Raw genomic sequence first — 12,924 nt, 5'->3', positions numbered from 1 at the left:
GCACACGATGCCCCACATTAGCCTGAATCCCGCTACTGGCAAGGTTGAGGGAATTTTCCAGAGATGCAACGATCAACAACTAGATAACGCGCTGGAAGAGGGTATGGAAGCCCAAAAAATTTGGCACAAAACCGACTTGGTTCAGCGCGCCAAAGCGCTACGCCGCGTGTCAGAAATCCTGCGGAAAAACCACGACGACTACGCCGCACTGATTACCAGGGAAATGGGAAAACCGTTGCGGGAAGCCCGTTCCGAAGTAGAAAAAAGCGCCCTGGCGTGCGACTACTACGCCCACCACGCGGCTGAATTTCTTACGGACGAGCCGATCGAAACCGATGCCACCCGGAGCTATGTCAGCTACCCTCCGCTCGGCACCGTGCTCGCAATCATGCCGTGGAATTTTCCCTTCTGGCAAGTATTCCGCGCTGCCGCACCAGCGCTGATGGCTGGCAACGCCATCATGCTCAAGCACTCATCCAGCGTGCCGCAATGTGCGCTGGCTGTAGAGGATATTTTTCGTACTGCGGGCTTGCCAAAAGGACTGTTCGCCACACTGATGATCGAAGCGAACCAGGTTGCAGGCATCATCGCTGATTCACGCATACATGCCATCACTTTTACCGGATCGGAGCCGGTCGGACGCCAGGTTGCCGCAGAGGCCGGGCGAAGTCTGAAAAAATGTGTGCTGGAACTGGGCGGATCGGACCCTTTCATCGTGCTACGCGATGCTGATCTGGATTACACCAGCACCCAGGCCGTCAATTCACGTTTTCTCAACAACGGCCAATCCTGCATCGCAGCCAAGCGTTTCATTGTCGTGCCGGAAATCGCTGACGAGTTCGCGCTCCTGATGATGCAGAAAGTTGCCGCCCTTCGAGTCGGGGATCCCATGAAAGAAGACACTCAAATAGGGCCGATGGCCAGGCTCGACCTGCGCGACGAACTACACCGCCAGGTGACGGATTCCATCGCCCAGGGAGCACACGCTTTACTGGGCTGCGAACCGGTCGCCGGGGAAGGCGCCTATTACCTGCCGTCCATTCTCGACCATGTCACACCGAAAGTGCGCGCCTATCACGAGGAGCTGTTCGGCCCTGTGGCCGCCTTCATCCGCGCACACGACGAACCGGACGCCCTCAGAATCGCCAACGATACCCGATTCGGTCTGGGGGCCAGCCTGTGGAGTCGGGATGTTGCGCGTGCGGAAAGGCTTTCGCGCGAGATCGAAGCGGGCTGCTGCTTCATCAACAGCATAGTCAAATCCGATCCACGCCTGCCGTTCGGCGGCATCAAGGCATCAGGCTACGGCCGCGAGTTATCCTGCCACGGCATCCGCGAATTCGTAAACATCAAGACGGTGTGGGTGAAATAATTCAGCGCTGCCGAACCTTGGTCAGCACCTTGCCGCTGGCACTATCGTAAAACCACACTTCGAGCAGTTCCCCCACCAGATAGCGCTTTCTCAAAGTGTAATCCACCGGCTCTGCGAAGGTAGCCTTCCAGAAGGTGTTGCTTTCAGTATGGTAAGGCGGTTTGAGCCGACACAACGCCAGCATGCGTATGCGCTTGCCTTCCAGCAGCAACCCGGCTTCCTCGGCTTTTATCACAACTGCCGCATCGAAACCGGCATCATCGTCCACCTTGCGCTCGTAAAAATCGTAGAGATTCTCGAAGGCGAAGAAATATTCGTAGCGCCACAGGTTCTTCACCTCCAGCGTTTTGCCGGGGTAGAGCTCGACCACCTTGGGCGCGCGTTTGGATGCGGTTTCAAAACCGAGGGGCAGGAATTTGAAGTGGTAATAATCGTGCTGATCCGGGTTGGTCAGTTCATCCCAGCTCCAGCCTTCGGCGATCTGGTTGAACACCATGTTGTAGTGCAGTTCCAGTTTGCCGCTGGCGGCATTGTATTTCTGGGAAAAATTCGGACCGGCATCGAGATCGACTGCAAAGGCGAACACTTCATCCTTGATGTTCGCGGTGACGGGTGCGGAGGCGGAAATTTCTCCATACCACTTTTTGATGTCATCCCCGACATAGCCGGCAGGAAGAGTCAGGGCCGCGCTATCAAAAGAAGCGGCGGCATGGCCGGACAGGCACGCAAACAGCGCCGCCAGAATCAAACTCTGTACTCGTTGCATATTACCGCCTCAAAAATCCGGCATCATAACGATGGCGCCGCGGCCCTTCCATGATTTAAATCAAATCAGCCGAGAAATAATTTGTAGGCCGGGTTCTTGCTCTCGTCCACATAGGGATAGCCCAGACGCTTCAGAAAGGCCTTGAAGGCGGGCTTTTCCTGCGGCGGCACCTGCACCCCCACCAGCACTCGCCCGTAGTCTGCGCCGTGGTTGCGATAGTGGAACAGGCTGATGTTCCAGCTCTGGCCAACGCTGTCGAGGAATTTCATCAGCGCGCCGGGCCGCTCGGGAAACTCGAAGCGATAGAGAATCTCGTTTTTCGCCTGGGGCGCATGGCCGCCCACCATGTGCCGGACATGCAGCTTGGCCATCTCGTTGTCGCTCATGTCCACCGGCTGGAGCCCCTTGCGTTCCAGCAGCGTCAGCAGCTTCTCGGTTTCGCCGCGATTTTGCGCCTGCACCCCGACGAACACATGAGCCGCGCTGGAATCGGAATAGCGGTAATTGAATTCGGTGATGTTGCGCGTCCCCAGCAGTGCGCAGAATGCCTTGAAGCTGCCCGGTTTTTCCGGAATGGTGACGGACAGTATGGCTTCGCGCTGCTCGCCCAGTTCGGCGCGCTCGGCAACATGCCGCAAGCGATCGAAGTTCATGTTGGCACCGGAGGCAATCGCCACCAGCGTCTCGTTCTTCAGTTTTTCGCGCGTGGCGTACAGCTTGGCGCCGGCGATGGAAAGCGCCCCAGCAGGTTCGAGGATGGAGCGTGTATCCTCGAACACGTCCTTGATCGCGGCGCAGATAGCATCGGTATCCACCAGGATGACTTCGTCCACTAACTCCCGGCAGAGGCGGAAGGTTTCTTCCCCCACCTGCTTGACCGCCACGCCGTCGGCAAAAATGCCGACCTGCGCCAGCGTCACCCGCTCTTTCTTTTTCAGCGAACGGTACATGGCGTCGGCGTCCACTGGCTCGACGCCGATGATTTTGATTTCCGGCTTGAGGCGCTTCACGTAAGCGGCAATGCCGGCGATCAGGCCACCCCCGCCCACCGGCACGAAGATGGCGTGAATCGGGTCCGAATGCTGGCGCAGAATTTCCATTCCGATGGTGCCCTGCCCGGCGATCACCTCTGGATCATCGTAGGGATGAACGAAAGCCAACTTGCGTTCCTTCGCCAGGGCCATGGCATAGACATAGGCGTCGCTGTAGGAGTCGCCGTGCAGCACTACCTGGGCACCGCGACTCCGCACCGCTTCAACCTTGATCTGCGGGGTGGTGGCGGGCATCACGATGGTGGCGTCGCACTTCAGGCGCTGAGCAGAAAGCGCCACGCCCTGGGCATGATTGCCGGCGGAAGCGGCAATCACCCCGCGCTTGAGCGTTGCGGCAGGCAGCTGCACCATCTTGTTGTAGGCGCCGCGCAGCTTGAACGAGAACACCGGCTGCAAGTCCTCGCGCTTGAGCAAGACCCTATTCTGGATGCGGCGGGACAGATTCGGCGCGTGCTCCAGCGGACTTTCGATAGCCACGTCATAAACGCGGGCAGTGAGTATTTTTTCCAGGTAGTCGGTGCGCATAGGGTTCAATCCGGTTTTTATGAAAGGTTATCAGGATTCAGGCCAAACCAGAAGCCGGGACATGAACTGCCATCGAATGTCATAGAACAGAAATAATAATCTGTTATACCTTTACCACTAAATTAAGGCTGGTGAAGATACTTGTTGCACAAACCATTAAATGGTATAAATTGTATATATAGTATAAATTAATTAAAGTCTGAACGATTCATGCGAGTGTCACTTAAATTTGGAGCGCACCATGCCCGAGGAAGCCAAACCCAATACCAAACCAGCGCCAACGACAGCGGCAAAGCCAGCCACCGCGATCAAGATGCCGCCGCCCGCAAAACAGGCCGCCAAATCGCCCGCCAAAAAGTCTGCTGCAGCGCCTTTGGCAACAAAGCCGAAAGCCGCAAGAGTGGAAAAGCCACCCAAGGCAGGCAAACCAAAAAAATTAAAATGGTGCGCGACAGCTTTACCATGCCGGAAAATGATTACGCACAACTTGCTGAACTCAAGAAGAAATGCCTTCAGGCTGGCGTTCACATCAAGAAAAGCGAACTGCTGCGTGCCGGCTTGCTAAGTTTGTCCAGGTTGCCAAACGCCGCTTTGATCAAGGCCGTGGAGCAAGTGGAAAAACTCAAAACCGGTCGGCCGGCCAAATCGTAACCAACATAAAATTGACCGCCGAAAGAACCCAGAAAGTTTCTAAAACCGACAAACCCTGAGATAATAATCATTTAATTGTCCGAATAAAACTCATCTTTCACGGGGATCAGGAAACATGACGCAAGACGAACTGAAACAGGCTGTGGCCCGCGCTGCCATCGAGCACGTACCCGCAGGCATCATCGGCGTGGGCACCGGTTCCACCGCCAACTATTTCATTGACGAACTGGCCAAAATCAAGGGCCGCATCGACGGTGCGGTAGCGAGCTCCGAAGCCACCGCACAGCGCCTGAAAAGCCATGGCATCCCGGTTCTGGACCTGAACAGCGCCGGTGAGCTGGCGGTTTATGTCGACGGCGCCGACGAAATCACCAAGCACATGCACATGATCAAAGGTGGTGGCGGAGCCTTGACACGGGAAAAGATTGTCGCTGCCTGTAGCAAGAAGTTTGTCTGCATCGCCGACGGCTCCAAGCTGGTCGGCATGCTCGGCAACTTCCCTCTACCAGTGGAAGTGGTCCCGATGGCGCAAAGCTACGTCGCGCGCGAACTGGTCAAGCTCGGTGGCCAGCCCATGTTGCGCCAGGGCTTCACCACTGACAACGGCAATATCATCCTCGACGTACATGGCCTGAAAATCATGAACCCGGTGGAGTTGGAAACCCAGATCAACCAGATCACCGGGGTGGTAACCAATGGCCTGTTCGCCCGGAGGCCGGCTGACGTGCTACTGCTAGGCACCAGCGAAGGGGTAAGAACCCTGCAGGCGTAATTGCCAGCGGCAACAAAATTGTCATAATCGGCGCACATACTTGAGAAGATGAACAAGAGGGAGAAACACCATGCAGCATGAACACATTTCCAAGCAATTCGATGCCGAGCTGGAAACCGTGCGCTCTCGAGTGCTGCAGATGGGTGGCTTGGTGGAGGAACAGATCGTCAATGCCATCGAAGCGCTGATCAACAGCAAGCTTGATCTCGCCGACGCAGTCATCGCCAAGGATCTTCAGGTCAACTCCATGGAAGTGGAGATAGACGAAGCCTGCGCCCACATCATCGCGCGCCGTCAGCCCACCGCTGGCGATTTGCGCATGGTGATGACAGTGATCAAGACCATCACAGACCTGGAGCGCATCGGCGACGAGGCCGAAAAAATCGCACGTATGAGCAAGCTGATCTACCAGACCGGCCGACTATCCACACCGCGCTTCACCGAGATCACCCTGATGAGCGGTATCGTGTTGGAAATGCTGCGCAAGTCGCTCGATGCTTTCGCCCGGCTCGACATCGGCACTGCGGTTCAGGTTCCACGCCAGGATGTGCTGGTTGACGACGCCTTCAGCGCCTGCATGCGCCACCTGATTACCTTCATGATGGAAGACCCGCGCACCATCTCCACCTCGCTCGACGTGCTGTTTGCCGCCAAGGCGATCGAACGCATCGGCGACCACGCCAAGAACATGTCAGAGTACGTGGTCTACATGGTCAAGGGCAAGGACGTACGCCATACCTCCCTTGAGGAAATCGAGCGCGAACTGGAATAAGGGTCGCTTGGGAGCTTGTCTGACTCATGATGAATCGGCTGCAAATCCGCCTGGGCGGTCCATATTTCACCGTTTTTTTGGTCAATAGAATAACTATTGACCTGCAAAACCGGCAAAATCTGTCCGTGCCCAGCCGAATTTTCGCTTCGATCCCCATAAGTCAGACAGGCTCCTAGCTGTGCGCAAGTACTCCACCGTCGCAGCAGTCGATCTCGGCTCCAACAGCTTCAGGCTGCAGGTCGCACGGGTGGTGGACGACCAGATCTACCCGCTGGATTCTCTGAAAGACACCGTCCGCCTTGGCGCCGGCCTGGGTGTGGACAAAATCCTAGATCAAGAAACCTGCAACCGTGCACTGGCCAGTCTTGGCCGCTTCGGCGAGCGCCTGCGAGGCCTGCCGAGCGACGCGGTACGTGCTGTCGGCACCAACACCTTCCGTGTTGCAAAAAATGCCGAGGAATTCCTGCGGCAGGCCGAGGCCGCACTCGGCTTCCCGATAGAGATCATCGCTGGCCGCGAGGAAGCCCGCCTGATCTACCTCGGCGTTTCCCATGGCCTTCCGGCCTCGAGCGATAAGCGTCTGGTGGTGGACATCGGCGGCGGCTCGACCGAGTTCATCATCGGAACAGGCCTGAAACCGCAGCAAATGGAAAGCCTGTACATGGGCTGCGTCAGCTACAGCCAGCGCTATTTTCCCGACGGCAGGATCAGCAAGAGTGCGCTACGCCAGGCCGACCTTGCCGCCCGCGCCGAAGTACAAGCGATCTCTGGCGAATTTTCCGCCAACCACTGGCAGCAGGCCATCGGCTCCTCCGGCACCGCCAAGGCGCTGACCGAGATTTTGCAGATGAACGGCTACAGCGACAACGGCATCACTCCGGAAGGGTTGGCCAGATTGCGTGACGCCATGCTCAAGGCAGGTGATTGCAACAAACTGCAGCTGGCGGGCCTGCGCCCGGACAGGGTGCCCGTTCTGGGTGGCGGCTTCGCGATCATGGCAGCGATTTTTGCCGAACTGGATATCGCCAGCATGAGCGTAGCTGAAACTGCATTGCGGGAAGGCGTGCTGTACGACCTGCTGGGCCGCTTCCACCGCCACGACATGCGCGAAACCACGGTGCGGCAATTCATGCGCCGCTATCACGTTGACCCAGAGCAGGCCGGACACGTCGACCAGCTCGGCATCGACCTGTTGCGCCAGTTGACAACAACGCTGCCGCTTGATCTGGAAGCCGCCCTGAAGCGTCTGTCCTGGGCCGCGCGCCTGCACGAGATCGGGCTTTCCATCGCGCATAGCGGCTTCCACAAGCATTCCGCCTACATTATCGAACACGCGGACATGCCTGGATTTTCCAAGAAAGAGCAGGCACAGCTCTCGCGCCTGGCCCTCGCCCAACGCGGCTCCCTGAACAAGGCGGCGCAGCTTTTGCCCGACAACGAAACCTGGGCACAGATTCTGGCCCTGCGCCTCGCGGTGCTGTTCTACCGCAGCCGCATGGATTTCGAGCTGCCGGAAATCCGGCTGGAGTGGAATGGCTCCAGCTTCGAACTTACCATGAGCAAGGACTGGCTCACCCGGAACCCTCTGACCGAAGCCGCACTGGAAAACGAAGCCCGGGAATGGAAAAATGTCGGGGTGAAACTGGGAATATCAAGCACGCTGCCCTAACTGTAACTTCTCATCAGCCGAGTACGGTTTATTCGGCAAACTACATACCGTTAATCCGCGCCAGGCGAGCCTCCTCTGCGGCCCGGGCATCATCAATTTCCCGCATCACCCCAACCAGATCAGCCGGCTTTACGCTGCGCTCAAAGCGACCGGTCAGTTTGACCTCTGCATGCAGCTCGCCGCTCTCGTAGAGCGACCAGATCTCCTTGCCATAGTCGGTAGCCCGAAGATCGGCGGCGAACTGGCCAAAGTAGTTCGCCAGATTGGTCACATCCCGATCCAGCATACTGCTGGCGTGGTTGTTGCCCGCAGCGTCTACCGCTTGCGGCAGGTCGATGATGACCGGCCCCTCGCTTCCGACAAGGATGTTGTACTCAGACAGGTCGCCGTGAACGACGCCGGCGCAAAGCATGCGCACCACCTGCTGAATCAGTGCGTGGTGGTATTCTCGGGCGCGCTCTTCCGTCAGGACCAGATCGTTGAGCCTGGGGGCTGCATTGCCGCTGTCGTCGGTCACCAGTTCCATGAGCAGCACGCCCTCGTGGAAATTATACGGCCTCGGCACGCGCACGCCGGCGGCGGCGAGGCGGTACAAGGCATCCACCTCGGCGCTCTGCCATGCCTCTTCCTGCGCTTTGCGCCCATACTTGGAACCCTTCTCCATTGCACGGGCCTGACGGCTGTTTTTCACCTTGCGGCCTTCGGTATAATCCACGCTCTGGCGAAAACTGCGTTTGTTGGCCTCTTTGTACACCTTCGCGCAACGCACCTCTTCCCCGCAACGGACCACGAAGACCATGGCCTCCTTGCCGCTCATAAGCTGACGGATAACCTCATCGACCAGGCCATCTTCGACCAGCGGCGCCAATCTTTTTGGAATTTTCATCTTTGCTATCAGCCTCTGTGACGAATAGTCAGGCCCTTTAAAAAGTTCCGGAGGAGCTGATCGCCACAAGCCCGGTAATTTTTATGCCCTTTCATCCGAAACAGCGCGCTCAGTTCTGGCTTGGACACATTGAACCCCGCCAGTTCCAGAACCTGATGCATGTCCTCTTCCTTCAACTCGAAGGCAACCCGCAGTTTTTTCAGGATGGTGTTGTTAGTCAGGCGTTCCGGTTTTTATCCTGCTCCGGCCTGGCCTCCATCTTGCCTCTTTTATGAATGATCAACCCGTCCAGGAACGACACCATGACCTCGTCGTCACACTCGACAAAACCTTCTTCATCCTCTTTCTTCAGAAAGCTTGCGAGGTCGGATTGCGCTACGTCACGCCCGGCCAGTTTAATGATCTCCACGACCTTTGCGTCGCCAAGATCCAACGCATATCGAATGCTGCGTAAGACATCATTATTGATCACTGTTCACTCCGATTCTATTCATCCAAAACGCCGCCAACCAGATAATGTCTGGACTGATTTATTGGCTAATTTCTACTAAGCGGTGGATTAAACTCTTTATTTTCATCCGCGGCAAGCTCAGATAGAGCTATCCGCGAAAATCAGGAAGGACGTTGGCCTGAATCCATAAACCGGATAAAATGATCCTGAACTAGCTTACTAAAGGAACAAATTCATGAACCTGCCCGCTTTCAAATTCCCCAAGCCACTGGGTGCAGCACTCTCTTTGCTGCCAGCCTACCCGCATTCGCTGCTCTTCAGCCATGCGCTGAACCTGGCACTAGGCCGCATCATCCAGCCCGATCTGCTCGAACCGCTGCATGGCAAGCTGATCAGCATCTGCGTGATCGATGTCGGCATCAGATTTTTCTTCTCCATCAACTCTACCGGCTTTGTCGCCTGCAAGGCGGGTAAAACACCGGATCTGACCATCAGCGCAAGCGCTTACGATTTCATCATGCTCGGCACACGCAAGGAAGATCCGGACACCCTGTTTTTTAGCCGCCGTCTGGTGGTGGAAGGAGATACCGAGCTTGGACTGATCGCCAAGAACACGCTCGACGCGGTAGAGCTGCCAAAACTGGAACTTTCCCAACTCATGCCGGGCCCGGTACTGGAAAGAACCGCGTCTCGCCTGCTGGCTACTGGGCGTTAATTTTTTGTCATCTATTTGGGATAACAAACTCTGCATCTCCCCTTGACACACCACTAGATAGTGCGTAAATTTTAGCAAAACTCACAACATCTTGTGGTTTATGATATTTGTCAACCAAACCTTTACGCTTTCCGGCGCGTAGAGCAAAGGCCAAATTCACCATAACAAGTCAGGGGGCAACAATGGCAGACAATCAACTAGAAAGTGGCAGTATCAATCTGGTTTCACTTCCCAAGGGTGTCCTCAAGCGCGACGGAACATTAGCCCCGTTCGACTCTGAAAAAATTCGTTCCGCTATCCAGCGGGCCGGCGCCGCTACCGGTGATTTCGACGCCAACGAAGCATTCCTGCTTACCGCCCAGGTGGTCAAGGTTCTGATTCACAAATTCCGTGCCGAACCACCCCACATCGAGAAAGTCCAGGATGCCGTCGAGCAGGTGCTGATCACCGCCAACCACCTCAAGACCGCCCGCGCCTACATCGTCTACCGCGAACAGCACACCAAGCTGCGCCTGGACCGTAAAACAGTAGTGGACGTGGAAAGCTCGATCAACGAATACCTCGACCAGATGGACTGGCGCGTCAATGCCAACGCCAACCAGGGTTACAGCCTGGGCGGACTGATCCTCAATGTGTCCGGCAAGGTGGTGGCGAATTACTGGCTCAACCATGTCTACCCGCCGGAAGTCGGCGTGGCGCACCGCGAGGGCGACATCCACGTGCACGATCTCGACATGCTGGCGGGCTACTGCGCCGGTTGGTCGTTGCGTACCCTGCTGCACGAAGGCCTCAACGGCGTTCCCGGCAAGGTCGAGGCCGGACCGCCCAAGCACATGTCTTCCGCAGTCGGCCAGATCGTCAACTTCCTCGGCACCCTGCAGAACGAGTGGGCCGGCGCGCAGGCGTTCTCCTCCTTCGACACCTACATGGCGCCGTTTATCCGCAATGACAATTTGCCCTACTCCTGCGTCAAGCAGTACATCCAGGAGCTGATCTACAACCTCAACGTGCCGTCGCGCTGGGGCACCCAGACGCCGTTCACCAACCTGACCTTCGACTGGGTATGCCCAGAAGACCTGCGCGAGCAGATCCCCATCGTCGGCGGCAAGGAAATGCCGTTCAGTTATGGCGATCTTCAGGTAGAGATGGACATGATCAACCGTGCCTACATCGAGGTAATGACGACTGGCGACGCCAAAGGGCGAGTGTTCACCTTCCCCATCCCGACTTACAACATGACGCCGGACTTCCCATGGGAAAGCGAAAACGCCACCCTGCTGTTCGAGATGACCGCCAAGTACGGCCTGCCCTACTTCCAGAATTTCATCAATTCTGAGCTCAAGCCCAACATGGTGCGCTCGATGTGCTGCCGCCTCCAGCTCGACCTGCGCGAGCTCCTGAAGCGCGGTAACGGCCTTTTCGGCAGCGCCGAGCAGACCGGTTCGATAGGCGTGGTCACCATCAACTGCGCCCGCCTCGGCTATCTCTACCAGAACAACGAGGAGGCATTGTTAAGCCGCCTCGACGAACTGATGGAAATCGGCAAGAACAGTCTGGAAATCAAGCGCAAGGTGATCCAGCGCCACATGGATGCGGGATTGTTCCCGTATACCAAACGCTACCTGGGGACGCTGCGCAATCACTTCTCCACCTTGGGCGTCAACGGCATCAACGAGATGATCCGCAACTTCAGCCACGACGAGCACGACATCACGACCAACTGGGGTCATGCTTTTGCGGTGCGACTGCTTGATCACGTACGCGCCAAAATGCTCGCCTTCCAGGAAGAAACCGGCCACATGTACAACCTCGAAGCTACGCCGGCAGAGGGCACCACTTACCGTTTCGCCAGGGAAGACCGCAAGCGCTTCGCCGACATCATCCAGGCCGGCGCCAAGGAAACCCCCTACTACACCAACTCCTCGCAACTGCCGGTGGGCTTCACCGACGATCCGTTCGAGGCACTGGAACGGCAGGAGGTGCTGCAGAAAAAATACACCGGCGGCACCGTGCTGCATCTGTACATGACCGAGCGCATCACTAGTGCGGAAGCTTGCAAGACCCTGGTGCGCCGCGCCCTGGAGAAATTTGGTCAGCCGTATATCACGATTACGCCGACGTTTTCTATCTGCCCGACGCACGGCTATATCGACGGCGAGCACAAGTTCTGCCCGAAGTGCGACCAGGAATTACTGGCTGAGAAACGCAACAAAAAATTGGCTGCAGCCTGACCAACCACCTATAACATAATTAAAGGAGATCACCATGACCGACCTGTCCAACCAGACCAACCTTAATTGCGATGAAATTATTTTGACCGATGATGAGCGCCAGCCCTGCGAAGTGTGGACCCGCGTGATGGGCTACCATCGACCAGTGACTTCGTTCAACGTTGGGAAAAAAGGCGAGCATTATGAGCGCAAGTTCTTCCAGGAATGCCGAGCCAAGCTAGCAGCTTAGTTTCGGCATGCCCGAAAAATGCAAGAGCATTCAACCGCTCTTGCATTTTTCGCTGCTCATAGCTCATCGTGTCTATCCTCACCCAGTGAATGAATGATCGTATGCAAATTGGCGGCCTGACCCCACTGACCAGCACTGATTATCCCGGCTGCTTGGCGGCGGTGGTATTTTGCCAGGGCTGCCCCTGGCGCTGCGGCTATTGCCACAATCCCCATCTAATCCCCCGCGGTGACGCACAACTCGATTGGTCGGCAGTCATGGCTTTTCTTCGCCGCCGCCAAGGCCTGCTGGACGCGGTGGTTTTCAGCGGCGGCGAACCCACTCTGCAGGATGACCTCCAGTCCGCCATCAGCGAAGTCCGCGACCTCGGCTTCAAAATCGGGCTGCATACCGGCGGCACATATCCATCCCGTCTGAAGGAACTTCTTCCTGTGCTGGATTGGGTCGGAATGGATATCAAGGCCACCACCGATGATTACGCCAGGGTCACTGCCACACCGGGTAGCGGCGTGAAAGCATGGAAGAGCGCTGAGCTGCTGCTGGAAAGCGGCGTTTCGCATGAATTCCGTACCACCGTGCACCCTCTATATCACACGACTGATTCGCTGCTAAGACTGGCAGAGGAATTGAGCGAACTGGGAGCGAGGCACTATGTGCTACAAGAGTTCCGTCCCCAAGGTTGCGCCGACGAAGCAGTCAGCGCTTATCCAGCCCAGGAACTACTGGACGCTGCGTTATGCAGCCGCATCGGCGCGATGTTCGAGACCTTCGCCGTTCGACACGCCTGAAACACGGTGCTCATATAAGCAAAAAGCCCCGCAAGCGGGGCTTTT

14 protein-coding genes are annotated in these 12,924 nt (G+C 56.8%); 9 read left to right on the top strand and 5 right to left on the bottom strand.

Annotated features, from left to right (window positions below):
- Positions 1–7: 7 nt before the first annotated feature.
- Positions 8–1,372: an NAD-dependent succinate-semialdehyde dehydrogenase gene (locus SCD_RS01960; protein ID WP_009206810.1), complete on the top strand. Its 1,365-nt coding sequence runs from the start codon at positions 8–10 to the stop codon at positions 1,370–1,372.
- Between the two features lies 1 nt (position 1,373).
- Here SCD_RS01960 and SCD_RS01955 read toward each other — a convergent pair whose 3' ends face one another.
- Together SCD_RS01955 and ilvA are read right to left on the bottom strand one after the other, a co-directional pair.
- A complete protein-coding gene (locus SCD_RS01955) occupies positions 1,374–2,138 on the bottom strand; it encodes a hypothetical protein (RefSeq protein ID WP_009206811.1) in 765 nt (254 codons plus the stop codon).
- A 65-nt stretch (positions 2,139–2,203) separates the two neighbouring features.
- Positions 2,204–3,715, bottom strand: coding sequence for a threonine ammonia-lyase, biosynthetic (ilvA, locus tag SCD_RS01950; protein WP_009206812.1), 1,512 nt, complete (start codon positions 3,713–3,715; stop codon positions 2,204–2,206).
- A gap of 216 nt (positions 3,716–3,931) precedes the next feature.
- On the opposite strand from ilvA, the gene SCD_RS01945 reads away from it, so the two are divergent.
- The 4 genes from SCD_RS01945 to ppx all read left to right on the top strand — a co-directional run bounded on the left by SCD_RS01945 (position 3,932) and on the right by ppx (position 7,579).
- Positions 3,932–4,366, top strand: coding sequence for a hypothetical protein (locus tag SCD_RS01945; RefSeq protein WP_198408610.1), 435 nt, complete (start codon positions 3,932–3,934; stop codon positions 4,364–4,366).
- A gap of 115 nt (positions 4,367–4,481) precedes the next feature.
- Positions 4,482–5,138, top strand: a complete 657-nt coding sequence (gene rpiA, locus SCD_RS01940; RefSeq protein WP_009206814.1) for a ribose-5-phosphate isomerase RpiA — start codon at positions 4,482–4,484, stop codon at positions 5,136–5,138.
- Positions 5,139–5,208: 70 nt separating this feature from the next.
- Positions 5,209–5,910, top strand: a complete 702-nt coding sequence (gene phoU / locus SCD_RS01935; protein ID WP_009206815.1) for a phosphate signaling complex protein PhoU — start codon at positions 5,209–5,211, stop codon at positions 5,908–5,910.
- A 178-nt stretch (positions 5,911–6,088) separates the two neighbouring features.
- On the top strand, positions 6,089–7,579 hold the full coding sequence (gene ppx / locus SCD_RS01930) for an exopolyphosphatase (protein ID WP_009206816.1): 1,491 nt from the start codon (positions 6,089–6,091) through the stop codon (positions 7,577–7,579).
- 40 nt (positions 7,580–7,619) lie between these two features.
- Here ppx and SCD_RS01925 read toward each other — a convergent pair whose 3' ends face one another.
- Genes SCD_RS01925 through SCD_RS16675 form a run of 3 tightly spaced genes read right to left on the bottom strand, consistent with a single transcriptional unit; the run spans position 7,620 to position 8,937 of the window.
- Positions 7,620–8,465: a PA4780 family RIO1-like protein kinase gene (locus SCD_RS01925; protein WP_009206817.1), complete on the bottom strand. Its 846-nt coding sequence runs from the start codon at positions 8,463–8,465 to the stop codon at positions 7,620–7,622.
- Positions 8,466–8,473: 8 nt separating this feature from the next.
- Complete coding sequence (locus SCD_RS16680) at positions 8,474–8,626, bottom strand: DUF1456 family protein (protein WP_232504424.1); 153 nt, start codon at positions 8,624–8,626, stop codon at positions 8,474–8,476.
- A gap of 56 nt (positions 8,627–8,682) precedes the next feature.
- A complete protein-coding gene (locus SCD_RS16675; protein WP_009206818.1) occupies positions 8,683–8,937 on the bottom strand; it encodes a DUF1456 family protein in 255 nt (84 codons plus the stop codon).
- A 214-nt stretch (positions 8,938–9,151) separates the two neighbouring features.
- Between SCD_RS16675 and ubiT the strand changes: the two genes are divergently transcribed.
- The 4 genes from ubiT to SCD_RS01900 all read left to right on the top strand — a co-directional run bounded on the left by ubiT (position 9,152) and on the right by SCD_RS01900 (position 12,879).
- Complete coding sequence (ubiT, locus tag SCD_RS01915; protein ID WP_009206819.1) at positions 9,152–9,631, top strand: ubiquinone anaerobic biosynthesis accessory factor UbiT; 480 nt, start codon at positions 9,152–9,154, stop codon at positions 9,629–9,631.
- A gap of 182 nt (positions 9,632–9,813) precedes the next feature.
- Positions 9,814–11,862, top strand: coding sequence for a ribonucleoside triphosphate reductase (locus SCD_RS01910; RefSeq protein WP_009206821.1), 2,049 nt, complete (start codon positions 9,814–9,816; stop codon positions 11,860–11,862).
- Between the two features lie 34 nt (positions 11,863–11,896).
- Entirely contained in the window at positions 11,897–12,091 is a 195-nt protein-coding gene (nrdD, locus tag SCD_RS16955; RefSeq protein WP_009206822.1) for an anaerobic ribonucleoside-triphosphate reductase, read from the top strand.
- 101 nt (positions 12,092–12,192) lie between these two features.
- A complete protein-coding gene (locus SCD_RS01900; protein WP_009206823.1) occupies positions 12,193–12,879 on the top strand; it encodes an anaerobic ribonucleoside-triphosphate reductase activating protein in 687 nt (228 codons plus the stop codon).
- The last annotated feature ends 45 nt before the right edge of the window (positions 12,880–12,924 follow it).

It is taken from the genome of Sulfuricella denitrificans skB26, assembly GCF_000297055.2.
Classification (GTDB): Bacteria; Pseudomonadota; Gammaproteobacteria; order Burkholderiales; family Sulfuricellaceae; genus Sulfuricella; species Sulfuricella denitrificans.
This window is presented reverse-complemented; position numbering and strand designations above follow the sequence as displayed.

What these genes read in the sequence shown, in the direction of transcription:
- SCD_RS16680 (WP_232504424.1), bottom strand. Translation starts at nt 8,626, where the DNA reads ATGCATCAGGTTCTGGAACTGGCGGGGTTCAATGTGTCCAAGCCAGAA.
- SCD_RS01925 (WP_009206817.1), bottom strand. Translation starts at nt 8,465, where the DNA reads ATGAAAATTCCAAAAAGATTGGCGCCGCTGGTCGAAGATGGCCTGGTC.
- ubiT (WP_009206819.1), top strand. Translation starts at nt 9,152, where the DNA reads ATGAACCTGCCCGCTTTCAAATTCCCCAAGCCACTGGGTGCAGCACTC.
- SCD_RS01900 (WP_009206823.1), top strand. Translation starts at nt 12,193, where the DNA reads ATGCAAATTGGCGGCCTGACCCCACTGACCAGCACTGATTATCCCGGC.
- SCD_RS01960 (WP_009206810.1), top strand. Translation starts at nt 8, where the DNA reads ATGCCCCACATTAGCCTGAATCCCGCTACTGGCAAGGTTGAGGGAATT.
- phoU (WP_009206815.1), top strand. Translation starts at nt 5,209, where the DNA reads ATGCAGCATGAACACATTTCCAAGCAATTCGATGCCGAGCTGGAAACC.
- rpiA (WP_009206814.1), top strand. Translation starts at nt 4,482, where the DNA reads ATGACGCAAGACGAACTGAAACAGGCTGTGGCCCGCGCTGCCATCGAG.
- nrdD (WP_009206822.1), top strand. Translation starts at nt 11,897, where the DNA reads ATGACCGACCTGTCCAACCAGACCAACCTTAATTGCGATGAAATTATT.
- SCD_RS01955 (WP_009206811.1), bottom strand. Translation starts at nt 2,138, where the DNA reads ATGCAACGAGTACAGAGTTTGATTCTGGCGGCGCTGTTTGCGTGCCTG.
- SCD_RS01910 (WP_009206821.1), top strand. Translation starts at nt 9,814, where the DNA reads ATGGCAGACAATCAACTAGAAAGTGGCAGTATCAATCTGGTTTCACTT.
- ilvA (WP_009206812.1), bottom strand. Translation starts at nt 3,715, where the DNA reads ATGCGCACCGACTACCTGGAAAAAATACTCACTGCCCGCGTTTATGAC.